This is a genomic window from Bradyrhizobium sp. LVM 105, from assembly GCF_003957705.1.
Taxonomy (GTDB): Bacteria; Pseudomonadota; Alphaproteobacteria; order Rhizobiales; family Xanthobacteraceae; genus Bradyrhizobium; species Bradyrhizobium frederickii.
This window is the reverse complement of sequence record NZ_QZMV01000025.1, coordinates 1-25,067: the sequence shown is the minus strand read 5'-3', so window position 1 is coordinate 25,067 and position 25,067 is coordinate 1. Positions and strand designations below refer to the sequence as shown.

The following is a 25,067-nucleotide window of genomic DNA, read 5'->3' as shown; positions in this document are numbered from 1 at the left end:
TTGTGATTAGCCTTCGCACTGGCTCGCGTTTCGAATCCGTACGTCGGCGCGGATCCGAGACGTCGCGTTCACGACTACTTCGCGGTTTGCGCTAGCGAGAATTCTCTATTCACCTGAACGAAACTCGGAGACGATCTCATGAAGTTGTCATCCGGACCGCTCATCCTGGAACGCTTGACACGCGTAGCAAGCCAATCCCCCCGGCCGATGAGATCCCATGCGATGTTTGTCAGGGTTTCGGCAGCCTTGACGGACGCGCGCGTCACGAATTGGGATGGATTGCGCGCCAGGAATATCCCGCGCCGGAAGACGGGCTTCACGATCCGGGCTGCGGACAACTCGCCTCGTTTCAGTTCTTCGGAGATGGCCGCGTGCGCGAGCAAGGTATGGCCATGGCCGCTCTGAACCAGGTGCTTGATGACGGTGAGGGAGTTGATCTCGTGTTGGATGTTGAGCTTCAGCTGGGACGAGCGTGCGCGCTCGTCGACGAAGCGCCGAAGGCCGTGTTGCCCCGTCGGCACAATGAGGGGGAAGCTGTCGACTGCACTGAGATCGACGGCGTCATCAGCAAAACCGTGCCGGTCGCAGTGCTTAAAGGCGTTCGGAGGACCGACCAGAAAAAGTTCTTCGACGGCGATTTGTTCCAGCAACAGATGCCGGCTGTCCTGAATCCCGTAGAGAATGCCGACGTCAAGGTCGCCCTTGGTCAGCCACTCGCGGATATGTCCTGACATCGCCTCGATTAGTCTCAGCTGCACGCGAGGTGTCTCCTGTGCAGCTGCAGCAATAAGGGGAGCGCCGATCAATGTGGCAAAAGAGCTCGGCAAGCCAATCGTGACCTCCGATCGGACATAGCTATCCTCCGCCTTGATCTCATCCCGAGCGCGCTCGATGTCCGAAATGATGTTGCGCGCGTGCTCGCGGAAAACCTGTCCGGCCTCGGTGAGCACGACCCCGCGTGACGTTCGTTGAAAGAGCTTCGAGCCCAATTCCTCCTCGAGCCGGAGAAGCATCTGGCTCAACGAGGGTTGGGCAATATCCAGGCGCTCGGCGGCTCCGGTCACCGAGCCCGTCTCTGAGATAACCAGGAAGCATTTAAGTTGGCGCTCGTCCATTGCGCCGCCCTCTGAATCCGAGTCTAACGCGCCTTGCCGCCTAGCCCATCGTCGGCCGGCCAAATGAATCGCTCCTCATAGGCGATGACTCCGCATATCGTAGAGGTGAAGTTGGGGAGATCGGCCAACAATGTCTTCCCTTCGGGGCTCGAAAGAGACGCGTCATGGGCCTCCTTGCTTTCGAACCAGAGCTCCGAAAAGCCGTCGTAGGCCGCATTGGGATAGGCATCGCGATCAATAAAGTTGATCGCGTAGCGCTTGAGCCCCGGGATTTTCTTGCACAGCTCCGCATGAACGGTTCGCCAATGCTGGACGAACTGCTCTTTCGTCATGTCTTCGCGCTTTGTGAGAAAACCGATACGTTTCGCGTATTTCGCGTTCACGTCGTTAACCTCCCGATGCTGCTTATTGCGCCAACTAAAGGCGCCTTGTCCGAAGCCGGTACCGTAGCTGGCAACTGACTGTTATTGGAATTTCTTCTAGGTTGGAATTGAAGCTAGGCCATTTTCCAAACGAACCAGAAGCGGTATGTTCCGAATGAAGCGTTCGTCAGAGCCGAACGCGGGCACAAACTTACGGCGGAAGATGCGTTACGATCTGGTCGATTTGAGAGTGTTTCTCGCGGTTCTAGACGAAGGAAACCTATCGCGCGGTGCCCAGCGGTGTAACCTGGCGCCATCCTCCGTCAGCCAACGTATCAGGCAGCTCGAAGACGCTCTCGGTACCCCCCTTCTTGAACGAAATCGCGAGGGTGTCAGCCCCACGCCTGCCGGTACAGTTCTGGCTAACTATGCTCGCAAGTCGTTTGAGCTGCTTGAGCAGATGCACGCCGATATGCTGCCATTCTCGGCGGGTATGCCCGGGAGGATCACACTGTTTGCGAATACCAACGCAGTTAATTCGTTTCTCCCCGATGATCTTGCAATCTTCTTCAAGCATCATCCATCTGTCCGTATCGCACTCGAAGAGAAGAACAGCCACGACATACTGGCCGCGGTCGCAGACCGGCGCGCCGATGTCGGGATCGTTGCGCTTCAGGCCAACCATAAAGAACTAGCCTTCTTTCCGTATCGTGATGACGAGCTGGTTGTCCTCGTGCCGCTGAGCAGCCCGATCAATAAAGACAGGCCGGTTCGTTTCGAGGAATGTCTTCGCGAGCCATTCGTTAACCTGCAACGAGGCGCAGCGATCAACGCCTTCTTACTGAGCCATGCCGCAGCTCTTGGCGCGACGCTCGATATTCGCGTGCATGTTCCCGGCTACCGGGCCATTGCTCATCTTGTCGCGTCAGGGGCGGGCGTTAGCATTGTGCCCCGCTCGGTTGTTGAGAAGGAAGACGAGAAGCGACTGGCGATGTTGCCTCTGGCTGAGCCATGGGCAGAGCGAAATTTGCGAATTTGTGTCCGGCAGGACGCCCCGGCCAACCATCACCGCGACGAGCTCGTGAGGATCCTTGTCGAGTGCGCTGCCGCAGCGACGACTGCGGCCTAGTCGGAATGCGCTCGTCCTGTTCGTTGGCCAGGTCATGGGAGCCGCGGTCGTAACGGTCTCTGTTCAGCGCATCGAGTCCCTTCACGAGCTTCGCGCGAGGGGATACGGTCGGCGCCGATCGGCTGAGCGATCGGTGAGGGTGGGCTCGGGAGATTCCTGAGGCTCCCCACCCCCCGCAAAAGGGGGTGGGGTTGGCTCCTGTCGTGGTCCGTCCCACGGACTACTGCAACAATGTAGATACTTATTGTCGCGGCAGTGCGCCGATGCTCGCGGACCCGATGTCAAAGCCGATAGACGCGTAGAGCGTTATCGTGAAAGAGCTTCTTCTTGTCGGTATCGGACAAGTCCTTCACGATCTCGAAGAAAGCCTCGTAGATCCGGTCGAAGCTGGCGTAGATCTTGTCGACTGGGAAGTTGCTTGCGAACATGCACCGATCGACCCCAAAGTAGTCGATCGTCTTGAGGACGAACGGCCGGATGCTTGCGACCGTCCACTCAGGGTCGACCATTCCGAGGCCTGAGATCTTGGCATGGACGCTTGGAACGGACGCCAGAGCCCGCATGCCGTCTTGCCAGGTCTGAACGCCCGCCGCATCCCGCTGAAGAGGCATTCCGGTATGGTTCAGGATGATGGTCGTGTCCTCGTGGTCACGGGCAACGCGGGCTGCGTCCATCATCTGGTGGGGATAGAGCTGAAGGTCGAAAGAGAAGTCGTACTTCTTCAGCAGGCCAAAACCCTTCAGCCACTTCGGGTCTCGCAGCAGGTCCGAACGTTCGATGAAAGTGTAGCGAGGATCCTGATGCCAGTTGAGGATCTGGCGAATGCCGCGGACCGCCTTGCTTTCCGCGTGGCTTGCAAGAACGCTGTCGGCATTGTCGGCCTCCAGATCCGCGTGCGCGACGATGGCCGTCGGGAAACCTGTCTTGTTTTTCATGTCCTGAAGCCAACGTGTCTCGGCGAGAATGTCGGCCGAGAGCGCGTCGAGATGGACGTCCTTCACGACATTCCATCGTTTGGAATCCTCGCGGTAGTCCGCGAGTGAGTAGGATTTCATGATGGACCGGAGGCTACCTGCGATCGGAGCCACCGGTTCGCCGTTTTGGCAAAGCCAGGGATAGGAATAGTTTTCGAGATCCCAGAGGTGATGATGGGGGTCGATTATGGCGCTGACGGACATGACGTCTCTCCAATGGCTCTATCTATGGGTCAGCCCGCGACGTACCCGCCATCGACCATCAAGATATGGCCGGTAATGAAGGCGGCATCGTCGCTTGCGAGGAAAACCAGGGCTTTTGCGACTTCGTCGGGTTCGGCCCAACGCTTCATCGGATGCGCGGCCTTCACGGCATCCGCGCCTGCCTTCGGGTCGGGAAGGCCATTCAGATAGCGCGTGAGGAACGGCGTATTGATAGCACCCGGACCGACGGCGTTCACGCGGACGCCCGAGCCGGCATACTCAACGGCCAGTTGCCGGACGAGCTGCAGAACGGCGCCTTTCGAAGCGCAGTAAGCGGCCTGGGAAGGCAGTCCGACGACGCTGGAGATGGAGCCGGTCGCCGTAATCGATCCCTTCTTGGCGGCGAGCATGTTTGGAAGAGCTCGCTTCGCGGTCAGGAAGAAGGATTTTGCGTTCCCCGCGAGGACTGCATCCCAGTCTTGCTCGCTGGTTTCGTGCAGCGCCTTGGCAATCATGTAGCCGGCGTTGCTGATAAGGGCTTGAACGGCGCCGAACTTGTCCTCGCCAGCACCGAAGATCTTATCGACATCGACGCTCTTCGAGACGTCGCCAGTGATCGTCGTGATCCGGGCGCCGGAGAATTCCCTATTCAGGTCATGAACCTGATCGGCAATGTCCGTCGCGATGATCTTGGCGTCGTTCTCGGCGAGTTGACGGATGACTTCCTTGCCGACTCCCCCCGCAGCTCCCGTCACGAGCACGACGCAATCTTTCATACCATTCCCTTTTGCCTGCATGAGCTAGTCCTCCCAAAGGTTAGTGTGAGGATGCGACGTAATCCCAGGTGGCGCGCAGGCAGCTAGGCCGCATTCATTCTGATGGCAATTGGTACTGGCTATGGCCGCCTGCCAGCGGTCGGTGCCAGCGATATCAAATTCTAATCGGTGCCAGAGCGTAGGGATAATTGCCGATCGGGGGATCCAATCGCCATGCTCGGACCGTGCCGGCTTTGAGACAGGAAGCTGGCGTCATTGCCGTGAGGTATGGCGCCGCCGCTTCCAGAACAGAACGATCGGACGAGCCGACGGTGGCTCGGAGAAGAATATTCCTTTGCATAGGGAGGTGGGAATGACTGTTAGCAAGCGCGACGTATTGAAGTTTTCGACGCTACTCGGAGCGTCCGTTCTGGCATCGCCGTTCATCGGCAGGGCGATGGCCGCGGACAAGAAGTTCAAGCTCGGATATTCCCAGTTCTGGGGCACGAATACCTTCCTTCGCACACAGATCGCCGGCGCCCGGAAGGCGATGGGCGAATGGGAAAAGAAGGGCGTGTCGGTCGAGCTCTTGGTGACCAACGGCGGCGACACCGATACCACCAAGCAGGTCGGAGATCTCGAAGACCTTTATACGCAGAAGATCGATGGTCTGCTGATCTTCCCTGGTGACTCAGTCGTTCTCGCAGATCCCGTCAAGAATATCTACAACAAGAACAAGATTCCGGTTGTTGTCACCGATATCGGCCTAAACTCGGGCGACTGGGTGACCTACGTCGTGACGGCGAACGAATTGGGCGGTCGCATGGCCGCCGATCATATGGCCACTCTGGTGCCTAAGGGGGCCAAGGTTATCGTCTTCGACCATGGTCCGGCCGTGCAGTGCATCATCGACCGCAATCGCGGCTTCGAGCAGCGCTCCAAGGAGCTCGGCTTGACCGTCCTTCCGCGCAAGGTGATGAAGCTCTCCCTCGAGGACGGCCGACGCACGATGGAAGATACGCTGACCGAGATCCCGGACATCGCCGGTGTCTTCTTCCAGAACCACGCGCCGACGATCGGTGCTGAGGCGACGCTCGAGGCGGCGAAGCGCTTGGACGTGAAGCTCGTCAACTTCGATACCGATCCCACGGCCTACCGCCTCGTCAAGGAAGGCAAGATCGCGGGCACGATCGTCCAGAACCCCTTCGAGATGGGCTATGTCGGCATGAACTCGATGCTGTCGTTCCTGACGGGCGGAAAAACGGATAAGCTGGTCGAGTTGCCGCCGAAACTCATGACCAAGGCCAACGCTGCCGAGTTCGTCAATGAACCGCAGGTCCTCGACGCCAAGGTCAATTGAAGCGCGAACAAATCGTGGAGTGTCCGGCGAATGCCGGACACTCCGGACGGGGGAAACAATGAGTGAGTTGGCACTCGTCTGCAAGGACGTCAAGAAAACCTTCGGCAGCATCAAGGCTCTTCGAAGCGCAAGCTTCACGCTGGAAAAGGGACAGGTGGTTGGGCTCGTCGGAGAGAACGGAGCGGGCAAGAGCACCCTTCTCAAGATTCTAGCCGGCGTCTACCAGGCCGATTCTGCCGAGAGCATCAAGTTGCTCGGGAAAGATTACAGCCCACACAACGCGATCGACGCCCTCAAGCGCGGCATCGTGACCATCCATCAGGACATAAATCTTGTGGAAGGAATGACCGTCGCGGAGAACATTTTCCTGAACAATGAGCCGACGAGTCGTCTCGGCATTCTTACGGCTGGCAGCCTCAACGCGAAAGCGCAAGAGCTTCTCGACCACTACGGAATCGAGGTCGACGCAAGTCAGCAAGTCAGCCGGCTGCCGAATGACCTGAAGAAGATGGTGCAGATCATCAAGGCGATGACTTGGAAGCCAACCATCTTGCTGATGGATGAGCCCACGTCCTCGCTGACCGCAACCGAGGTCGACGTCGTTCTCAAGCTCATTACCGAGTTGTCTCGCAGAGGCGTCGCGATCGTCTTCGTTTCCCATTATCTGTCCGAAGTATTTCGGATCTGCGACACGATTACGATATTGCGCGACGGCCAGACCATCGCCAATCTGCAGAAGGAGTCGACCTCGATTTCGGAGGTTGTGCAGCATATGCTCGGACGTAAGCTGGTCGAAGTCGACGCCAGGAGCAAGCGAGGTGCGGTCGCGAGCACTGAGGTGCTTCTGTCGGTGCGGGGTCTGAGTGTGCCAGGGATGCTTCACGACGTTTCGTTCGATCTTCATCGTGGCGAAATCCTGGGCTTCACCGGTTTAACGGGCTCCGGTCTCACGGAGCTCGCAAAGACCTTGTTCGGCGTCGAGGGATATCAGCCGTCCAAGGGAACGATCGCGATCCGCGGTAACGTAAAGAGCCATTGGAATCCCGGCAAGGCCATCAAGGAAGGGGTGGCCCTGTTGACCGGTGACCGGCTGCGCGAGGGGATTCTGCCCGATTTCACCATCGCGGAGAATGTTGGGCTTCCCATCATCGGCAAGTTGCGCAATGCACTGGGGTTGCTGTCGAGGAGCAAGATCGACGCCATGGGAACGCGGTGCGTCCGTGAGCTCAACGTCAAGGCGCCGAGCGCGCATGTTCCGATCAGAACGCTAAGTGGCGGAAACCAGCAGAAGGTGCTGATTGCGAAGTGGCTGGAAACGCGCCCAAAAATTTTCATTCTGGATGATCCGACCGTCGGTATAGACGTCGGCTCCAAGGACGAGATCAGAAAGATCATCGAACGCATTGCCTCCGAAGGTGTCGGAGTCATCATAATCAGCACCGAGATGCCGGACATCGAGAAGCTCTGTGACCGGGCTATCGTGATGTTCCGCGGCTCCATCGTTGGAGAGTTTGCCGGCGCGCAGCTGGAGCACAATCGAATTCTCGAAACTTCGGTCAGTGGGAGGAAAGCGGCATGAGCACATACACGCTAGAGGCTGGGCGCTCGAATTTGCAGGAGAGTATTCGACGCTCGTACGGTCTCATCCAGTCCGTGGCTGTCCTGCTCGTTCTGGTCGTGGTGATGTCGATCGTCTCACCGCGGTTTGCGTCCGTGATAAACATTCAGAACCTGATGGCTCAGATGTCGGCAGCGCTAATCGTGGCTGCAGGCATGACCATCGTGATGATAAACGGCGAGTTCGATATCAGCGTGGGTGCCGTCCTGGCCCTGACGGCATCCATTGCCGGCAAGCTGATGCCCGAGATCGGAATCACGGCAACGTTTGCGCTTGCGCTGGTGGTGGGGCCCCTATTCGGCCTTTTCGCCGGCGTTGTCGTGACAAAGTTCGGCATCCCGTCGTTCATAACCACGCTCGGAACGATGATGATCGCCCGAAGCCTAGCGTTCGTGACAACTCAAGGACAGGTGGTGTCCAACGTCCCGGAGTCATTCAGGATTATCGGCCTTGGGCGACCCCTTGGCATTCCGATGCCCTTCATCATCGCAATCCTGACGATTCTGGCGGGTTACGTCCTCCTCAACCACACGGCTTTCGGAAAGAAGGTGTATGCCATTGGTGCGAATCGAAATGTGGCTGCGCTGTCCGGAATCAACGTGGATCGCATCAAAATCGTTTGTCTGATGATTTGTGGTCTTTGCGCGTCCTTCGCCGGGATGGTCCTGCTGGCGCGTATCGGATCGATCCAGGCCGACACGGCCCGCGGATTGGAATTCGAAGTGATTGCCGGCGTTGTTATCGGAGGTGTCAGCCTCAGCGGCGGGCAGGGCAATATCCTGCGAGTGATCATCGGTGTCGTGGTCATCGCGCTGATCAGGAACTTCCTCAATCTCGCTCGCATCGACATCTTCTGGCAGGACTTCGCGACCGGCTCGATCATTCTTGCCGCGGTCCTGTTGGACGCCCTCCAAAAGCGTATTGCGGGATCGCGTTGAGTCACCCATGGGGAGGGCCCTGCGCGGAAATCGGGGCGAGTACGCGCAGGGCCCGATGAAAAGAACTTGCGGGCGACACACCGCTATCAGGACAGCCGTTTGAAAAAGCCATCGACGCGTAAGCGTTGATTTGGAACGAGGAGGATGCCGTGAATACAGGCACGAAGGACATTGTGGACGCCGTTATCGTGGGCTCCGGACCGAGTGGAGCGATCGCGGCTCGTCGGCTGGCGGAGGCTGGATTATCCGTCGTTTGCCTCGAGCAGGGCGAGTACCCGAACTACACTTCGATCAATTTCGATGAGCCGACATTCGAGCTCAAAAGAGACCAGGTGTTCAGTTGGTACCCGAACAGGCGCATGAATGCAGCCGACTATCCGATCAACGACGAGGAATCAGACGTTGCGCCGTTCATGTGGAATGGCGTTGGAGGAAGTTCAGTGATCTACGCCGCGGCGTGGCATCGCTTTCAGCCGAGCAATTTCCGCGTCAAGACTTTGGACGGCGTCGGTGCGGACTGGCCGCTGACCTATGATGACCTGGCTCCGTACTACGCGCGGGCAGAGGAGCAGATGTCCGTGTCGGGAGTGGGTGGTGATCCATCCTATCCGCCGTTCGATCCACCGCTCCCGCCCATGCCGATGGGCGTGATCGACAAGAAACTATTCGCTGCTCACAAGCGTCTGGGGTGGCACATTTGGCCTGGTACCAACGCCATTGCCACGGTGAAGCATAACGGCATGAACCCGTGCGTGCGGCGCGGTGCATGCATGGCTCCGGCCTGTTTCGACGGAGCGAAGGGGTCCGTCGACCGGACGCATTGGCCCACCAACATCAAGCTAGGTGTGAAGCTCGTGCAGCGGGCGCGCGTGTCACGGGTCGAAACCGACCCATCGGGTCTCGCGACCGGCGTCACCTATATTGATCGTGAGTCGGGCAAGACGCATTTCCAGGCGGGGCGAATCGTCATCGTCAGTGCCAACGGCATCGGCAGCCCGCGGATCCTGTTGAACTCGCATAGTGCGAAGTTCCCCAAGGGGCTCGCCAATAGCTCCGATATGGTCGGACGCCACTTGATGATGCACCCCCACGGCATGGTGATGGGCCTGTTTGATGATCACTTCGACAGTTGGCAGGGTCCGACCGGACAGAGAGCCTATTCGCAGCAATTCACGGAGACGCAGCCCGGTGTCGGGTTCGTACGCGGCGCAAAGTGGCAGCTCATGGGCACGGGCGGACCGCTCGGGACAATTGGCGTCTGGCCGTGGGGTAAGCGCGCGGGCTGGGGAGCGGAATTCCACAAGACCGTTCACAAGCGGTTCGGTCGCTCCGCGATGTGGTCGATTATTGGCGAAGATCTGCCGAATCCCGAAAATAGGGTCGTGATCGATCCGGTCTTGAAGGATGCGGACGGAATTCCAGCGCCGAAAGTCATCTACCGGTGTGACGACAATTCCCGAAAGTTGGTCAAATGGCACGAGGAGCACGCCGCGATCTCGATGCGCGAGGCGGGGGCGTACGAGACCGTTATCGCGCCGGACTCGCGTGAAACAGGCTGGCACATTCTCGGGTCGGTTCGCATGGGGGCGGACCCCGCGACATCGGTGGTCGATGGATTCGGACGCGCCCACGATGTCCCGAATTTGTTCGTGATGGACGGCAGCGTGATGCCGACATCGGGGCCGGTGAACCCAACCGGAACCGTGGCCGCACTCGCTCTGCGCAATGCCGAAGCGATCGTGAACAGTCGTCGCGATCAGAAAGTCTCATCGAAAGTCGCCTGAGGAGCACCTTTTATGTCCACTACATACGAAGACATTCGCGCTCAGCTGGGGTGGCTGTGCGATGCCATGATCCCGGGGGACAATGAGCTGGGTATGCCCTCCGCGAGGGCCGCCGGCGTTCTGGAGACGCTGCTCCCGCGCGCACTCAAAGCGCGCCCGGATCTCGCGCCACGGTTCTACGAGATCGTCTCCAAGCTGCCTGCGGAGAATCCTCACGATCCGCTCGCGTTTGTCAATGCGATCCCGGTCGAGGAAATGGATGTCGTCGGTCGGTTCGTCGCGGGCGCGTATTTTTCGGGGGAAGAGGTATCCAAGAATCTCGGATTCACCGGCTTCCAGGCGCTTCCCATGAATCCCGACTACGACGAGATCATGGAGACGATCGAGCCCATTATTGCCCGCGGACCTTGCTACGTTAAGGTCTAGGTCAAGTCGCTCCGGACTTTGAAGGGGGTAGGCCGTCGTCCACGTGCGGCTGGCCTGCCCGTTGCTCCAATCCGGGCCCGTCGCCGAAGCCAAGTCCTGTCGCCAAGTGCATCGAGCGCAGGCGATCGAAAAGTCGTTCCGGCACACATCTCAGTCCAAACTGTCAAAAAAGATCGGGAGAATTCGATCGATGAAGATTCTCGTCGCGGTGAAGCGCGTCGTCGATTTCAATGTCGCAATCCGTGTTAAGGCCGACGGCTCGGGCGTGGACATCGGCAACGCGAAGATGTCGATGAACCCCTTCGATGAGATCGGCGTGGAGGAGGCGGTGCGCCTCAAGGAAGCCGGAAAGGCCACCGAAGTGGTAGTTGTTTCGATCGGCCCTGCCCAGGTCCAGGAGACGCTACGCACGGCGCTGGCTATGGGGGCCGACCGGGCCATTCTGGTCAAGCACGAGGACTATGTGGAGCCGCTCGGCGTGGCCAAGGTGCTCAAGGAAGTCGTTACAGCCGAAAAACCCGACATCGTGATTCTGGGCAAGCAAGCCATTGACGATGACTGCAATCAAACGGGACAAATGCTCGCCGCGTTGCTGGGCTGGCCACAAGGTACGTTCGCCTCGAAGATCGACATAGAGGAGTCGACTTTGACCGTCGTGCGCGAGGCGGATGGCGGCCTGCAGACCGTCAGGCTCAGGATGCCAACTATAGTTACGACGGATCTCCGGCTGAACGAGCCGCGCTATGCATCGTTGCCCAACATCATGAAGGCAAAGAAGAAGCCTTGCGACGAAATGACTCCAGCAGACTACGGCGTAGATGTTAAACCGCGCCTCAAACTGATCAAGACGGAGGAGCCGTCAAAACGGCAGGCAGGCGTGAAGGTGTGTTCGGCGAGCGAGCTCGCAGCAAAGCTCAAGGAAACGGGTGCGATCCGATGACCGTTCTACTCATCGCGGAACATGACAACGCGTCGCTGAAAGAAGCTACTCACAAGGCACTGTCCGCGGCCGCCAAGGTGGGTGGCGATATTCACGTACTCGTGGCGGGCTACCAGGCCGCGGCAGCGGCTGAGCATGCGGCAAAATTGACCGGCGTGACGAGGGTTCTGCATATCGACGCTGCGGAGCTCGAGCGTCCGCTGGCTGAGCCCATGGCGGCGAATATTGTCGCGCTTGCGGCCGATTACGATCACATCGTCGCGCCGGCCACCAATAACGGCAAGAACTACATGCCGCGCGTGGCCGCGATGCTTGATGTGATGCAGGTGTCTGAAGTGTCGGACGTGAAGGCAGCCGACATATTTGTCCGACTGATTTACGCGGGCAACGCCGTCCAGACGGTCCAAGCGACCGACGCGAAGAAGGTGATCACGGTGCGTATCGCCTCGTTTCCGCCGGCAAGCGAGACCGGGAACGCCGTCGTCGGGCGTAAAGAGGCCGTTGCTGACCCGGGCCTGTCCTCCTACGTGGGCGAAACCATCTCTCGATCGGATCTACCTGAACTCACTTCAGCCAAGGTTGTCATCTCGGGGGGACGGGGTATGCAGTCCGGCGAAAATTTCAAGCTGCTCGAAGCCGTGGCGCGGAAGTTGAACGCCGCGGTGGGCGCGTCTCGTGCGGCCGTCGATGCGGGTTTCGTGTCGAATGATTATCAGGTGGGTCAAACCGGCAAAGTGGTGGCACCCGAACTCTACATTGCGGTCGGCATTTCCGGCGCCATACAGCACCTCGCTGGTATGAAGGACTCTAAGATTATCGCGGCGATCAACAATGATCAGGATGCACCCATTTTTCAGGTGGCGGACTTCGGCCTGGTTGCCGATCTATTCGAGGCCTTGCCCCAACTGGAAAAGGCGCTGTGAGGATGCTGGAGTGTTGCGGTGAAGAAGGGACCGACAAGTCCCTTCTTTCAGGCGAGGCGCTGAAAGCCTCGGCATCGATCACGTTATGACATGCTTCTGAAGCAATGTGGCTTGCTGGGGCATGTATGCGTTTCCTTCGCCGCAGCGAACCAAACCATCTAGGGTGTGATAGATGCCAGCGGCGATTAAATGCGAAGCGCCGAGTTCATCAGCCATCTGATTGTAGTAGGAAAAATCCTTGCAAGCATTTGCCACGGTGAAGCGAAGTTGTTCCGTTTGTTCTTTTTGAATGTAAGGAATGAGCCGATCGAGCGCAACGCCGGCGCCGCCACCGCGGCTCAAGCAGTCCACAAGTGCGCCCATTGAGACGCCTCCTTTAGCGGCGCAGGCCACGGCTTCCGTGATCAATGTGACGGTGCCGAGTGACACAAAATTGTGGAGCAGCTTGAGCTGGTGCCCTGACCCGACGCCGCCGGCGTAAAAGATGTTTTCCGCGAACGAAGAAAGTAGAGGGTGCAAGGACTCGACCACAGCGGCGTCCCCACCAACCAGGAGGTTGAGCCGGCCCTCTTCGGCCTCCTTCGGAGTGCGCGTCATTGGAGCGTCGACAAAGTGGCAGCCTTTTGCGGAGACCAACTCCGCCAACCTGATCGTCGAGCTCGGAATTGCTGTCGAGCAGTCGATAACAATTGTACCGGGGCGGAGCGCATCAAGTACGTCGCCGCTCCCGGTCAGGACATCCTCAACTTGAGGAGTGCCCGTAACGCATAGGATGAGAACGTCGGATGTTCTCGTGAGCTCTGACGCTGAAGGCCACCCCACCGCGCCCTTCGCATCGAGATCGTCCGTCGGTTGGTTGCCCGCGTGTCTTAGATAACGGGTCTTCCACCCTCGGAGGATAAGATTTTTGGCAATGCCGTGCCCCATCAGGCCGATCCCGATAATACCTATCTGTTTCTCCATATCTGCTCCTCTCTGGCGGCAACCTCGCCGCAACCTTTCCTCGCGTTCTTTAATTCGCCGGTCGGTCCTGAATGGGCGGGCTCGCGGATGAACTACGATGCCAAGGGGGATCTGCGCACAATGGCGTCGATCCGGCGATGTATTCGGTCGTAGTCCTCAGCAATGCGTCTTGCGGTCTCGACAACCGGTGCATCCACCATCTTCCCGTCGACCCCGTGGGCGCCACGGTTGCCTGCCGCGAGAACCGCGCGGGCATGCTCGAGATCCGCTGCCGGAGGGGCCATGCCGCGCAGCGCCGGCACGACCTGCGCAGGGTGGATCAGCAATTTGCCCCGAAAGCCGAGCTCTCGGGCCAGGGAGGCATCGGACTCAATTCCTGCCTCGTCTCCTATCGAAATTGTCACGCCGTCGAGCGGCGCGGCCGCACGCGAGAGGGCCGAGGCGAACACGAGTTCCGACCGGGCCGCCAGCAGTGCGCGCGCCGAATGAGCGGCTCCGATCGAATTCGCATAGTCGATCGATCCGAACGCCACTCGGGTGCATAGAGGTGCGAGATGGCGGGCGTTGGCGATGCCTGTAGCCGTCTCAACCAGACCTATTGTCAAGCGACCCGGAAGCAAGTCGGCGAGGCGTGAGAGGTCCTCGCATTGCTCCGTTTTGGCGAGCATGACGCCGATCGAGCTCGGCAAATCCTCGAGGAGACGAACATCTTCATCGTGATCCGCCGTTCGAGGTCCGTTCATGCGGATGATGACCTGGCCGGGAAATTCCTGCGTTGGAAGAACGGCGCGCAACGTTCTCCGGGCAGCGGCGCGATCATGTGCCGCAACTGCATCTTCGAGATCAATGACGATCGCGTCGGCGCCGGAAGAAGCCGCCTTGTAGAAGCGTTCAGGCCTCGTGGCGGGAATGAACAAGGCAAGAAATGGATCGCTCATCGTCATGACCACCCAAAGGCGTCGTCGCGGAGGTTCGGGCAGCGTTAAGCATCCGCTTCTGCGACCGCAACACCGAATCGTTGACCTCTGATATTGCGAAAACCAATGACTGAAAGCCGCGGGACTCTCGATAGGGTAAGTCAATAGCACCCATCGGCACAATGCAGTTGCGGAGAAGGCAATTGGGCCACAGTCTTCAGGTACAGGAATGGAGGCAACGCACAATGACGGATCTCTCTAACATCATTGTTGTTGCCGTCGAGCACGCCGTCGCCGCGCCCTATGCATCGGGCAAGCTCGCTGACGCCGGCGCGAGAGTGATCAAGGTCGAGCGGCCGGAGGGAGACTTTGCCCGGGCGTACGATGCACTCGTGAACGGCCAGAGCGCTTATTTCGTCTGGCTCAATCGGGGAAAGGAATCAATCGCTCTGGACCTGAAAGCGACGGAGGATAAGGCGCTGCTCAAGAACATGCTGAGGCGGGCCGATGTCTTCATTCAAAACCTCGGTCCCGGTGTGATCGAATCGCTCGGTTTCAGCTCCGATGAACTCCTGGTGCTCAATCCGCGGCTGATCGTGTGCAATATCAGCGGCTATGGCCGCGAGGGACCAAGAAGCGAGCAGAAGGCCTATGACCTCCTGATTCAGGCAGAAACAGGCCTTTGTGCGGTCAATGGGATCGGCGATGAACCCGCGCGTGTTGGCGTTTCCGTCTGCGACATCGCGGCCGGCATGACCGCCTACCAGGCAATCCTTGAAGGCTTGCTGGGGCGCTCGAGGTCCGGCAAGGGCCGTGTGATCGACGTCTCTCTCTATCACGCGATGGCTGATTGGATGAACGTCCCCTTTCTGCAGCACAAGTACGGGCAGTTTACGCCAATGCGACTTGGGCTAAGGCATCCGTCCATTGTTCCGTACGGGAAGTTTGCGTGCCGCGATGGCAAGGACGTCCTGATATCGGTGCAAAATGAGCGTGAGTGGAAGTCCTTGTGTGCCGATGTCTTCGGAGCGCCGACGCAGGTGCTCGCTCCGGGGTTCGAGAGCAATAAGGTTCGCATCGAGAACCGAGCCCAGGTCGAGGCGTGGTGTGCCGACCAAATCGTAAAGCTTGATTCTGATGAGTGTGTCGCGCGCCTGTCACGCGCGCGCATCGCGTTCGGACATTTTTCCGAACTCAAGGATCTGATCGACCACCCGCAAAACAAGTACGTTACCGTGGCGACCGATGGTGGCGACATCGAACTCCTGGCGCCTGGTAGTTCGGTGCGCGGCGAGTCGAAGTGCTATGGCGGGGTCCCCAGCCTCGATCGCGATGGAAACAGGATAAGAGCCGAGTTTTCGCCGGAGCGCGTCCGGGTCGCAAGCAATGCGTGATGCCAGCAATTCGGGCCACGAGCTCTTTGGACAGTGGGCTCCAGGGACACTCCAAGGTTCCAGTGATACCAGACGGTTGGATAAGCGGATCGTCCTCTTGCCGTCGACGGCATCATTGCTTTCGGCTGGTCCCAGCGTTGCAGGTGGTACAAGGTCTAGGCAGACAAGCTTAGAAGACGCGTTTGTCGAAAGCGGCCTGATTGCGGCGCTAGCCTGCTTATCGTGCTAAGAGCGATTACCGCGCGCCCGTCAACGTGACGTCGACGTGTTTGAAGTGGCCGCGCGCAAATGCAATAAAAAAGCCCGGCGTAGATGTGCCGGGCTCAAGTCAGTGGCACCCAGGAGGATGCACGGGAGAAACGGCGAGAAGATGCCAGCCAAACGGCTCCCGACCAATTATTAAATCGTTCTCGTTGCCATAGTGGTTTGCAATACGTCCTCGCATGAGGTGTGCGTTCGCGTTGATCAACATGATGTCGGGCTATCTCGGAGAATCGAGCCGATGGATGACGATTTTCTCGTCGAGCGCGTGCGTCAGCTTAGGGAGATTGCGGGACGCCGATCCCTTCATTTAAGCGACGACTCCTGCATCTCGCGGGCAACTACGAGCGCAGAATTCTCCGACGCTCCAGCGTCACTGTCCCTCCAAACACGTCAGGAGAACCAAACGCGCGATCGAGAGGCTGACGACCGAATGATCAGGTGCTCCCGTCGGTCGGTGAGTGGCAGCATCGGATGACAGATCCTGGCGTCGTACATCGTCGCAGCACGGGTATGAGGACCGCAGGGCCTTCGGTTTCTGTGTCGGTGATGCCTGCTACCGTGGCTGTCGCGTGAAGACGGCCAAAACTCCGGCCGTTCTCGCAAGCTCGGCCGCTTGATCGGTAAATCTGCATAATTGGCAAGATAAGTCTGATTGTTGCGGTCATGAGCGAGACTAGATTGCGTCACTCCCAGGCCGAGCAGATTTGGGTGGCCGGTTTTGACGAGCCTTGAGGACGGTGATGAACTATCAACTTTTGCAGGGACTTCGCGTCGTGGAGAACTCGGCGTTTATCGCCGCACCTCTCGCCGGTATGACCCTATCGCAGTTCGGCGCAGATGTGATCCGGGTCGATATGCCGGGCGGAGGTATCGATTACGTGCGTCAACCGATGATGCCGCGAGGTCGGAGCCTGTACTGGACCGGCCTCAACAAGGGAAAACGCTCGTTCGTTGTCGACTTTCGCCGTCCAGAGGGACGAGAACTTGTCCAATCACTTGTGGTCGCCACGGGGGGTGGTGGCGGTGTGCTACTGACGAATATGCGACGCCGTGGTTGTCACACGATGTTCTCACACAGCGGAGACCGGATGTCATCACATGTTCGATCGAGGGCAATCCAGACGGATCGACGGCTGTCGACTAGCAAGAGTGACTTCTCGCAGCTTCCTCCGATTCCAACTCCGATGATCCCGGGCGGACACCAGCCGGCTCCCAGCGTCGGTATAGTGTCCAATATCCAGTCAACGACGGAATCGCTTGGATTGAGCGTGACGAACCGCGCCTTGTTCTCCGATCCGCCGCCCTTGGCGCAAAGCGTGATGTCGAGGTGTTCGCCGGGCACAAGTTCGGCATGAACCACCGCCGGCGAATTATCGCGCGTGTCCTACGAGCGAACAGCGGATCGAACACGATCGATGCTCGTAGCGGATTGTTTTGGTCCGTGTAGGCAAGCCTCACGCCCTCGTTGATCAGGTCGGAAAGGCTTCGTGTCGCCGCGAAGCGCGCGTTTATGCCCACTTTCACAAATGCACTTACCAAGCCCGTATCTTGGCACAGGGGCCGCTTTCCGAGAGCGGACATTCGCGAATTTACAAGAATTTGGGCGATCGCATCCTTCGCCGCGGGGCTCTTCTCGGTTTCATAGGCATAGTTCAGGTGACGAATGTAGTCTGGTGGATGGTAGTAGGAAATGTATTGGAGAGCGTCCGCGACGCTACGAATGACATCATCCTCGCTAATGAGCGCGGTCATAATAGATCTTCTCCTCCGGGAGGCCCAAATGCACAGTCGACGAAAATAGCTCGATCAAGGATGTGACCTAACCGCGGTCGGGGCTTTCACCGGAGCTCCAGGTCCTCGTCGTCGAGATCGTCGGCACCGCTCTCACGACGTCGATGACGGTGCCATCCCTGTATTCGACCACTGCGACGATCTTGTCGTTCTCGATGGCGCGCGCCGTCACTGGGCCTGCCTTGCGTATCGCTTCTTCCTTCAATCGTTCGATCGAGACCACAGGTATATTCGCGAACTTTAGGCGATCCAGCAGGTCGGTGCGTTGAGGATTGACCGCGACGCCGGATTCGGTGACGACGACATCGATGGTCTCCCCTGGCGTGGTCAACGTTTTGACGCGATCGACTATCTTCGGCACGTTACCGGCGGTCAGTTGCGTGGTTATCAATGTGAGCTTGGCTCCGGCAGCGGTGTCCGCATGTCCTCCCGATCCTCCGAGGATCAGGCCTTGATTTCCCGTTGTTACGTTGACATTGAAGGCGAGATCGACTTCGGCGGCGCCGAGGATGACTGCATCCAGCTGGTTCACCACACATCCGCGATTGTGCGGATTGGCGTACATTGAAGCCGACATGCCTTGATGAGCCGGGCTCCGCCGAAAGGATGCGACGGCTTCGAGGTCGAAGGCCTGTACATCGAGCAATGCACGAAACAGGCCCGCGTCGAACATTTGGACGATCCCACCGGTGATGCCTCCGGAAGCGAAGCTGCCTTGCACCTTGCGGTGAATCATGATGTCTCGGAGAAAGGCCGCCGCGGCAAGCGATACGCCGCCGGCACCCGTCTGAAACGAGAAGCCTTCGTTAAGCAATCCGGATGCCTGGATTATTTTGGCTGCCGTTTCGGCAATCTGCAAACCGGTGGGATTTGTCGTCAGACGCGTGGTCCCCGAGACGATCTGCTCCGGATCGCCGACGGAATCGATGGCGACGACGAAGTCGACGCAGTCTTGTGAAATCTCTATCGGTGTAGCCGGATATGGAACCAGATTGTCCGTAATGGCGACGACGCGATCGGCGTACTGAACGTCGGAAACTGCATAGCCAAGCGGACCGCAGGCGGCCCGGCCGTTGACGCCGTTGAGATTACCGTACGCATCGGCGGTCGGCGCAGCAACGAAGGCTACGTCGATGTGAAGTTCGCCGGATTCGATGCAGCGCGCACGGCCCCCGTGCGTAAACATCAGTACGGGTTTAGCCAGTTCCCCCCTTGAAACCGCATCGGCAAGCGGTCCATAGATGGTACTCGCCGCCAGTCCACTGACAACCCCACGATGGATGTGCTGGACCAGTGGAGCATGGACGGGAAACAGCGCGCTTGCCGCCACCGTAATGTCTCTCAACCCCTTCGCCGCAATTTCGGAAAGTACCAGATTCAGGACGCGATCACCGTTGCGGAGATGGTGGTGGAATGAGATGGTCGCACCATTCCGAAGCTCGCATGCGTCGAGCGCTGCCCTGACGCTTGGCAGTGTTTTTGGAACCCCACGCGTGGCGCTGCGGAGGACGGTCGCGGCGCGCGATATGGGACCGGGCACCCGCAATGCCCCAGCGAAGGGGTTCACGTTGCCGTAGCCTTCTATGGAGCTGGGTAACCCTCGTCCTAGGATGTCCGGCATCTGCGACTTTCCTTCGAGCAGTGCGGAGGTCTGCCATACAGCGTCGTTTGGCTTGAGAACGAGGACTAATAGCCCTGTGCCAAAATCCAGGTGTCATTTGCCATATGTGGTGGGGCGGAGAAATAGCGAATTCGCTTGAAGAGCTAGAGCAAATTCCAATGGCAGCTAGCTCACACTTAGAGGCGGACCGGAGCGGTCAGTGACCGCGCGCTGAAGGCGATCCGGAGGCGATCGTCGTGTATTGCTCAAATGCAAGGGGCGTTCGTGGGAGCCGGACATTTGAGCTCGCATTAAGCGACAGAGCCGCACAATCGATCAAATAAATGCGATTGTATCAAGGTGGAGTTGCCCCCGTCAGACCGGACACTCGGCTGGTTTGAGTGATGCAATGTACTCCCGCGGTGAGCGGTAGCCCAGCCGGGAGTGCGGGTGTTCTGAGTTGTAATCCTCCATCCATTGGTCGATCCGCTGTAGGGCGGTGCTCGCGTCAGGGATCGGGTTCACACGAACATACTCACGCTTGAAGGTCTTGACGAACGCCTCGGCCATGCCGTTGCTCTCGGGGCTTTCGACCGGCGTGAAGCAGGGCTCGAGGTTCAGGGCGGCGGCAATCTCAAGGTTGCGATAGGCGGCGAAGATGGATCCATTGTCGGTCAGCCATTGCACCTTGCGCGGAGCCCGGATGTCGGCGAACCGCTGTTCGACACAGTGGACCATCATGTCCCGGATCATCTCACCGGAGATCCCAGCTGTTGTGGCCACCCAGCTAATGACCTCGCGGTCGTGGCTGTCCAGGGCAAAGGCAACCGCACGATCTCGCCATTTCCAGCAGGTGAATTCCAGCGCGTCCGAACACCAACGCTCGTTGGAGCGGCTTGTCATGATCGTTCCGTCATGGGCCCGCGGGGTGCGGCGCCCTGTATGCCGGGCCAGCAACAAGCCGCTCTTCTTCATCAGTCGGTAGACGCGCTTGGCGTTGACAGGGTCGTGGCCGGCGGATCGCCGCTCGCGCTTGAGGAGCGCGGCGATCCGCCGGTATCCATAGCTTGGGCGGCTATCCACCAGGCGACGGATATCAGACGTGAGCTCCGCATCCCCGGCGCGGGTCTGGGGACCGCGCTTCGGACGCTTGCCACCCGCTCGCTCAATTAGGTTGGAGCGGGCCACCCCGAGGGTCTCTGCGATCCGTTTCACGGGGCATCCTCCGGTGCCTGCGATCGCGACAGCAAGGTCGGTTTTTTTACGCGTGCAAGATCAAGAGCCTCCTTGAGGATCTCGATCTCCATGGTCTTGCGGCCCAGCAGGCGTTCGAGGTCTCGAACCCGTTCCTCCAGCCGCCGGACCTCGGACGCGGCGACCACATTCTCGTCGGCCCGCACCGCTTCCTCAGCCGTCTCCATCGGAAGACCAGGCTCGGGGAGAGCCCATGGCGACGAGCAACATAGCTGATCGACATGCTCGGTTGCAGCGTCTCGTTGACGACCAAGAGCTTCTGCTCCGTCGTAAACCGCCGCCGCCGGGCAACGCCGGTGATGACTTCCACCTTCGAAAACGTGTCGGACATAGGCGTATGCCTAGGACTAGGCCTAGCTCCTCCGGCTAACGCCGGTGTCCGGTCGAAACGGGGGGCAGTTCACCAGGCGAGCTGGCCAGAGGCCGGTAGGTCAGCGACACTTATATCTGAACGAGGCGAAGTTTCGGCGCGCCAATCAAGGGAGCGAGCCGTTGCTGGATCGCGACGAACTTTTCAAGAGGGCGCCACTGGATCGACATCCTTGCGATCCGGCCATCAGTGTCGACGCTCAGATCATCAACGCCAGTGACCTCGGCGTCTCCCGCGCGGATTCGCAACATGATGGCAGCGCGGTTCTCACCCGCGATGATGTCGGTCGCCTCGAACTAGTCGATGCCCGAAAGAAGGACCCTAAGCACGCCCAGAGCCGCCTCCTTACCAACAAAGGGCTCCGTAAAAAATTGGACTCTCCAGCACCACGTGATCGGCGAGATGCTCGCCAAGAGAATCAGGGTTGCGAGCGCGCATTCCTTCGAGAAAAGGAGAAACATGGTCCATCATCATCACAGCAGCTCCATGTTGGGGAATTTCGGTATCATGAAGAAATAGGATCTCGGCTCCCGCCTTGCTTTTGGCGTTAGGATGTTCAGGTCTGCTATTTCGAGAGATGGCCGTCAAAGAATGACGCAATCTCCTCGAACACCTCGCGCGTCTCTGGCATGGTGTCATCGCGAAGATATTGCGCGTGAGACATGGCCTCGAAGATCTGGAGCTGTGCGTCCACACCGGACTGGCGAAGCTTGCGGTGTAGGCGTACCGTGCTGCTCAGCAGTAAATCTCGCGTGCCGCTCGTCAGGATCGCTGGCGGAAGCTCCGCAAGCTTCCCGTAGATAGGTGATAAGAGGGGATCAGCGACATCGTGCCCGTTTGCGTAGAGGCGAGCTGCCGGCTCGCAGAAGCCCTCGCGTGACACCAGAACGTTGTCAATCATCGAGTTGGTGGCGAAGCTGTCGCCGACACCGGTCAGGTCCGCCATCGGAGCGCCAAGCCCGATGGCGCCAGGAAGCGGGATGCCTTGATCTCTAACGCGCAACATTGTTGCAAGTGTGAGTGCAGCTCCGGCTGAGGTGCCGAAAATGGCCATTTGTGAGGAATTGCGAGTCTTGAGCGCCTCTTTCCAGACGGCAACCACATCATCAAGCGCAGCCGGGAAATAAGCGGTCGGTGGCATGCGATAATCGATAGCGATGACGTGATAGTTACCGAAGCCTGCCATCAAAATCGTCTCGACAGCCGCCGCCTCTCCGCCACCAAGAACGTAGCATCCCGCATGAACTTGAAGCAGCAGCCGATTGCGATTTTTCGGCGCTAGGCTGGAAGGCATGACATCGAACACGCGCACGCCGCCCATCACCATCGGTGTCACGGTCACATGCAGGCGCTCCGCCAAGGCCAGCGCCGTCTTGGTGCCGTTCGCCTCACTCGATCGCTGCCGTTCAGCCCAACCCTGTGGAGTGTTGGGCCACTGATTGAAGTCGGCCGGTGGTGGCTTTGCGACCAGCGTTTGAAGCGCGCTGCTGATGTCGGAAGGCGCAGGCAGGGGGCGGGCGGGCGCGACGCGGTCCTGCGCGTTCGCAGTGCCAAAGCAGACAGACAATGCGACCAAACCAGCAGTCCGCACGAATGAGGGCAGCGTCTTCACGAGGGTGCTCCTATCAGCCCTTCACGAGGCCGGCAATTTTTGCGAGTGCCGCATACTGAGTCTTGAAAGCCTCTAGAACCTCAGGCGGTGCGCTCTCGGGGCGGCCTGAGTGGAAGGGCGGGTCAGGCTCGTACTCCATCAGCAACTGGACGACTTGAGCTTGGACGGGGCCGCGCAGCATGGCAGCTACGGTTAAGGCGAAGTCGATGCCGGCCGTTACTCCTCCGCCGCTCATGTAGCGGCCGTCAATGACGACGCGAGCGGGGTCTGGGATGGCCCCATACTGCGGAAGTAAATTGCGCTGCGCCCAGTGACAGGCACTTCGTCGCCCCTTCAGAAGGCCGGCTGCTCCAAGGATGAGCGAACCGTTGCAGATCGAGGTGACGTATTTTGCCCCGTCAGAGAGGCGTCGCAAATCCTGCTGCACATCAGGCGTCATCATCGTCGAGCGATCCGTGCCGCCGGGGACACAGATCAAATCGCAGCCCTGCACGTCTGCGAGCTTCTGGCTTCCGCCGATCGAGACGTGCGTATCCGAGATGATCGTGCCACCCTGCGGACTTGCGATACTAACCCTCACATGTGGAAGGCGGGCAAGTACCTCATTTGCGCCAGCAAAGTCCTGGAGCGTGAATTTCTCGTACAGGACAAACAGGATGTGGAATGGGCTGCCGGCATCGATGGCTTCGGCGGCGATGGCTGCAGGCAGCGGTAAACCGCCGAGGACCGCGGCAGCCCCGGCGAGACCGCCGAGCATGAGCGCGCGGCGCGAAAGATCGGCCGACGCCGAGACGTTTAGCTTTGACTCGATGTCTTCGGCCATGTGCAATGCTCCAGTTGTCACGTCAGCAGCGCCGAATTGCGCTCAAGCATTTTTATCGTGATCAACGCCGGGCCCAAACGACATCGTTCCCTCAATTCACGCCATGGCTCAGGGCCAATTGTGCGGGTACCGCAGCGTGTCCGGAAGTCTTTCGTTCAATTTGGGCGATGTTTTCAGGAGCTGAACTGGTGCTGCATTCGGCTACTCGAGGAGGTCGTCAGTTCTCCAAAGAGCCTCGCAGCGCAGATCCCTCAACAAATTTGCTTATCCATGCTCGTCCATGTGGCAACCAGGACAACCTCTCACATCGGGTGGAAGCCGCTCTAGCGGCCAGGAATGAGGGATCTACGTCGTTTTTCGGCGGTAGCGACCTTGATAGGTTGGCTGCAAGTACTAGCGCTTTCGGTGACTATTAAGGCAAATCATGACCGGAGAAACGCCGGGAGACTTGGCGCACATTGAGGATATCAAGCGCCTCAAGTCTCGCTACTGCCGCTTCATAGACGGCAAGCAGTGGGGCCGCTTGAAAGAGCTGTTCACCCCCGAACTGCAACTTGAAGGCTTCACGATTGTTGGCGGTAACGGTGCAACTTTTGTCGATGATCTGGCTCGGCGACTCGAAGCCTCAATGACCGCCCACCATTGCCACACCCCTGAGATCAGATTGACCGGACCCCACACTGCCGAAGGCGTGTGGGCGATGATGGATTTGGTTGAGTGGCCCCATCCAGTGGACCTCAAGAACTTCTCCGGTGCGACGGGATTTTACGGGACCGGGTTCTATGAAGAGCGCTATCGCTGGGACAACGGCCAGTGGCGGATCGCATTCATGCGCCTGACGCGAACCCGATTCGAACCTCTGATCCATGGCGCGCGGCCACCGGGCTTCGACGTATTTGCCGGTCTTCGCGGCTTCACGCCACCTTCGTCCGATTGGATGCGCTGATGCGCGATGCTTGATACTCACGATATAGAGAGGACCGATGATCGAACCGCTTAACAGACGCTCCGTGATGACGCTCACCGGTGCTGCCGCCGGCATCGTCGCAATCGCTCCGCCACGCGCAAAGGCGCAGGATACCAAGAAGATTGCCGCAATGAGAAAAACAGTTCTTGAGATTCCAGTAGACAACCCAACCTTCGCAGCCAGTATCGGATCATACGACAAATTTGGCTACTCGCCCGCCGTTCGGGCCGGCGGGCTGCTCTTTATCGCCGGTCAAATCGGGCGCAGGCCCGATGGAAAGATCGGTGACACCGTCGCTGAGCAAACGGAACTGGCGTTGCAACGAACAGCCGAGATTTTGCGCCTTGAGGGTCTGGATATGACCGACTTGGTCGAGGTCGTTAGCTACCATGTCGATATCCAGCATAATCTCGAAGCCTTCATGGCGGCGAAAGAACGCTATGCCGTAAAGCCGTACCCCGCGTGGTCGATCATTGGCATTGATGCGCTAACCTCGCCCGATTTCAAGATTGAGCTGGTCCCGCAAATCTGAACAGCGCGATAAGTGGAGTTTCTGCCTGACGGCGGGCAAGATTGACCCGCGA

20 protein-coding genes and 3 pseudogenes are annotated in these 25,067 nt (G+C 58.9%); 12 read left to right on the top strand and 11 right to left on the bottom strand.

Annotated features, from left to right (window positions below; genetic code table 11):
- Window positions 1-74: 74 nt before the first annotated feature.
- Both D6B98_RS36095 and D6B98_RS36090 read right to left on the bottom strand, forming a co-directional pair.
- A complete protein-coding gene (locus D6B98_RS36095) occupies window positions 75-1,115 on the bottom strand; it encodes a LysR family transcriptional regulator (RefSeq protein ID WP_126261741.1) in 1,041 nt (346 codons plus the stop codon).
- Between the two features lie 23 nt (window positions 1,116-1,138).
- Window positions 1,139-1,498 (bottom strand): EthD family reductase, encoded by a 360-nt coding sequence (locus D6B98_RS36090; protein WP_235884886.1) that lies wholly within the window; start codon window positions 1,496-1,498, stop codon window positions 1,139-1,141.
- Between the two features lie 202 nt (window positions 1,499-1,700).
- Between D6B98_RS36090 and D6B98_RS36085 the strand changes: the two genes are divergently transcribed.
- Window positions 1,701-2,606: a LysR family transcriptional regulator gene (locus D6B98_RS36085; RefSeq protein ID WP_126261740.1), complete on the top strand. Its 906-nt coding sequence runs from the start codon at window positions 1,701-1,703 to the stop codon at window positions 2,604-2,606.
- A gap of 281 nt (window positions 2,607-2,887) precedes the next feature.
- Here D6B98_RS36085 and D6B98_RS36080 read toward each other — a convergent pair whose 3' ends face one another.
- Entirely contained in the window at window positions 2,888-3,784 is an 897-nt protein-coding gene (locus D6B98_RS36080; protein ID WP_126261739.1) for an amidohydrolase family protein, read from the bottom strand.
- 29 nt (window positions 3,785-3,813) lie between these two features.
- Window positions 3,814-4,581, bottom strand: a complete 768-nt coding sequence (locus D6B98_RS36075) for an SDR family NAD(P)-dependent oxidoreductase (protein ID WP_235884885.1) — start codon at window positions 4,579-4,581, stop codon at window positions 3,814-3,816.
- 415 nt (window positions 4,582-4,996) lie between these two features.
- Here D6B98_RS36075 and D6B98_RS36070 point away from each other — a divergent pair, with 415 nt between their 5' ends.
- The 7 genes from D6B98_RS36070 to D6B98_RS36040 all read left to right on the top strand — a co-directional run bounded on the left by D6B98_RS36070 (window position 4,997) and on the right by D6B98_RS36040 (window position 12,528).
- Window positions 4,997-5,899: a substrate-binding domain-containing protein gene (locus tag D6B98_RS36070; RefSeq protein ID WP_235885245.1), complete on the top strand. Its 903-nt coding sequence runs from the start codon at window positions 4,997-4,999 to the stop codon at window positions 5,897-5,899.
- 58 nt (window positions 5,900-5,957) lie between these two features.
- On the top strand, window positions 5,958-7,478 hold the full coding sequence (locus D6B98_RS36065) for a sugar ABC transporter ATP-binding protein (protein ID WP_126261738.1): 1,521 nt from the start codon (window positions 5,958-5,960) through the stop codon (window positions 7,476-7,478).
- On the top strand, window positions 7,475-8,455 hold the full coding sequence (locus D6B98_RS36060; protein WP_126261737.1) for an ABC transporter permease: 981 nt from the start codon (window positions 7,475-7,477) through the stop codon (window positions 8,453-8,455). The genes D6B98_RS36065 and D6B98_RS36060 overlap by 4 nt, the downstream gene beginning before the upstream one ends.
- A gap of 149 nt (window positions 8,456-8,604) precedes the next feature.
- Window positions 8,605-10,239: a GMC family oxidoreductase gene (locus D6B98_RS36055; RefSeq protein ID WP_126261736.1), complete on the top strand. Its 1,635-nt coding sequence runs from the start codon at window positions 8,605-8,607 to the stop codon at window positions 10,237-10,239.
- A gap of 12 nt (window positions 10,240-10,251) precedes the next feature.
- Window positions 10,252-10,665, top strand: coding sequence for a hypothetical protein (locus D6B98_RS36050; RefSeq protein WP_164719089.1), 414 nt, complete (start codon window positions 10,252-10,254; stop codon window positions 10,663-10,665).
- A gap of 190 nt (window positions 10,666-10,855) precedes the next feature.
- Complete coding sequence (locus tag D6B98_RS36045; RefSeq protein WP_126261735.1) at window positions 10,856-11,605, top strand: electron transfer flavoprotein subunit beta/FixA family protein; 750 nt, start codon at window positions 10,856-10,858, stop codon at window positions 11,603-11,605.
- On the top strand, window positions 11,602-12,528 hold the full coding sequence (locus D6B98_RS36040; RefSeq protein WP_126261734.1) for an electron transfer flavoprotein subunit alpha/FixB family protein: 927 nt from the start codon (window positions 11,602-11,604) through the stop codon (window positions 12,526-12,528). The genes D6B98_RS36045 and D6B98_RS36040 overlap by 4 nt, the downstream gene beginning before the upstream one ends.
- A gap of 78 nt (window positions 12,529-12,606) precedes the next feature.
- Here the strand turns inward: D6B98_RS36040 and D6B98_RS36035 are convergent, their stop codons facing one another.
- Together D6B98_RS36035 and D6B98_RS36030 are read right to left on the bottom strand one after the other, a co-directional pair.
- Window positions 12,607-13,545: an NAD(P)-dependent oxidoreductase gene (locus tag D6B98_RS36035; RefSeq protein WP_283810188.1), complete on the bottom strand. Its 939-nt coding sequence runs from the start codon at window positions 13,543-13,545 to the stop codon at window positions 12,607-12,609.
- A gap of 38 nt (window positions 13,546-13,583) precedes the next feature.
- Window positions 13,584-14,429 (bottom strand): HpcH/HpaI aldolase/citrate lyase family protein, encoded by an 846-nt coding sequence (locus tag D6B98_RS36030; protein WP_126261732.1) that lies wholly within the window; start codon window positions 14,427-14,429, stop codon window positions 13,584-13,586.
- A gap of 224 nt (window positions 14,430-14,653) precedes the next feature.
- Between D6B98_RS36030 and D6B98_RS36025 the strand changes: the two genes are divergently transcribed.
- On the top strand, window positions 14,654-15,802 hold the full coding sequence (locus D6B98_RS36025) for a CaiB/BaiF CoA transferase family protein (protein ID WP_126261731.1): 1,149 nt from the start codon (window positions 14,654-14,656) through the stop codon (window positions 15,800-15,802).
- A gap of 1,004 nt (window positions 15,803-16,806) precedes the next feature.
- Window positions 16,807-17,058: pseudogene (locus D6B98_RS41555) on the top strand (CoA transferase); the annotation flags it as partial.
- A gap of 149 nt (window positions 17,059-17,207) precedes the next feature.
- Here the strand turns inward: D6B98_RS41555 and D6B98_RS36015 are convergent.
- The 5 genes and pseudogenes from D6B98_RS36015 to D6B98_RS35995 all read right to left on the bottom strand — a co-directional run.
- Window positions 17,208-17,818 (bottom strand): annotated as a pseudogene (locus D6B98_RS36015) (fumarate hydratase); the annotation flags it as partial.
- A 67-nt stretch (window positions 17,819-17,885) separates the two neighbouring features.
- Window positions 17,886-19,478, bottom strand: a complete 1,593-nt coding sequence (citF, locus tag D6B98_RS36010; protein WP_126261730.1) for a citrate lyase subunit alpha — start codon at window positions 19,476-19,478, stop codon at window positions 17,886-17,888.
- Between the two features lie 354 nt (window positions 19,479-19,832).
- A pseudogene (locus D6B98_RS36005) lies at window positions 19,833-21,042 on the bottom strand (IS3 family transposase).
- A 604-nt stretch (window positions 21,043-21,646) separates the two neighbouring features.
- On the bottom strand, window positions 21,647-22,693 hold the full coding sequence (locus tag D6B98_RS36000; protein ID WP_235884883.1) for an alpha/beta hydrolase fold domain-containing protein: 1,047 nt from the start codon (window positions 22,691-22,693) through the stop codon (window positions 21,647-21,649).
- 13 nt (window positions 22,694-22,706) lie between these two features.
- On the bottom strand, window positions 22,707-23,516 hold the full coding sequence (locus D6B98_RS35995; RefSeq protein WP_126261729.1) for a DJ-1/PfpI family protein: 810 nt from the start codon (window positions 23,514-23,516) through the stop codon (window positions 22,707-22,709).
- Between the two features lie 424 nt (window positions 23,517-23,940).
- Here D6B98_RS35995 and D6B98_RS35990 point away from each other — a divergent pair, with 424 nt between their 5' ends.
- Window positions 23,941-24,462, top strand: coding sequence for a nuclear transport factor 2 family protein (locus D6B98_RS35990; protein WP_126261728.1), 522 nt, complete (start codon window positions 23,941-23,943; stop codon window positions 24,460-24,462).
- Between the two features lie 37 nt (window positions 24,463-24,499).
- On the top strand, window positions 24,500-25,015 hold the full coding sequence (locus D6B98_RS35985) for a Rid family hydrolase (protein ID WP_205680554.1): 516 nt from the start codon (window positions 24,500-24,502) through the stop codon (window positions 25,013-25,015).
- Window positions 25,016-25,067 lie beyond the last annotated feature (52 nt).

Coding starts and splice junctions, on each gene's coding strand:
- D6B98_RS36095 (WP_126261741.1), bottom strand. CDS start 1,115: ATGGACGAGCGCCAACTTAAATGCTTCCTGGTTATCTCAGAGACGGGC.
- D6B98_RS36085 (WP_126261740.1), top strand. CDS start 1,701: ATGCGTTACGATCTGGTCGATTTGAGAGTGTTTCTCGCGGTTCTAGAC.
- D6B98_RS36080 (WP_126261739.1), bottom strand. CDS start 3,784: ATGTCCGTCAGCGCCATAATCGACCCCCATCATCACCTCTGGGATCTC.
- D6B98_RS36075 (WP_235884885.1), bottom strand. CDS start 4,581: ATGCAGGCAAAAGGGAATGGTATGAAAGATTGCGTCGTGCTCGTGACG.
- D6B98_RS36070 (WP_235885245.1), top strand. CDS start 4,997: ATGGCCGCGGACAAGAAGTTCAAGCTCGGATATTCCCAGTTCTGGGGC.
- D6B98_RS36065 (WP_126261738.1), top strand. CDS start 5,958: ATGAGTGAGTTGGCACTCGTCTGCAAGGACGTCAAGAAAACCTTCGGC.
- D6B98_RS36060 (WP_126261737.1), top strand. CDS start 7,475: ATGAGCACATACACGCTAGAGGCTGGGCGCTCGAATTTGCAGGAGAGT.
- D6B98_RS36050 (WP_164719089.1), top strand. CDS start 10,252: ATGTCCACTACATACGAAGACATTCGCGCTCAGCTGGGGTGGCTGTGC.
- D6B98_RS36045 (WP_126261735.1), top strand. CDS start 10,856: ATGAAGATTCTCGTCGCGGTGAAGCGCGTCGTCGATTTCAATGTCGCA.
- D6B98_RS36040 (WP_126261734.1), top strand. CDS start 11,602: ATGACCGTTCTACTCATCGCGGAACATGACAACGCGTCGCTGAAAGAA.
- D6B98_RS36030 (WP_126261732.1), bottom strand. CDS start 14,429: ATGAGCGATCCATTTCTTGCCTTGTTCATTCCCGCCACGAGGCCTGAA.
- D6B98_RS36025 (WP_126261731.1), top strand. CDS start 14,654: ATGACGGATCTCTCTAACATCATTGTTGTTGCCGTCGAGCACGCCGTC.
- citF (WP_126261730.1), bottom strand. CDS start 19,478: ATGCCGGACATCCTAGGACGAGGGTTACCCAGCTCCATAGAAGGCTAC.
- D6B98_RS35995 (WP_126261729.1), bottom strand. CDS start 23,516: ATGGCCGAAGACATCGAGTCAAAGCTAAACGTCTCGGCGTCGGCCGAT.
- D6B98_RS35990 (WP_126261728.1), top strand. CDS start 23,941: ATGACCGGAGAAACGCCGGGAGACTTGGCGCACATTGAGGATATCAAG.
- D6B98_RS35985 (WP_205680554.1), top strand. CDS start 24,500: ATGATCGAACCGCTTAACAGACGCTCCGTGATGACGCTCACCGGTGCT.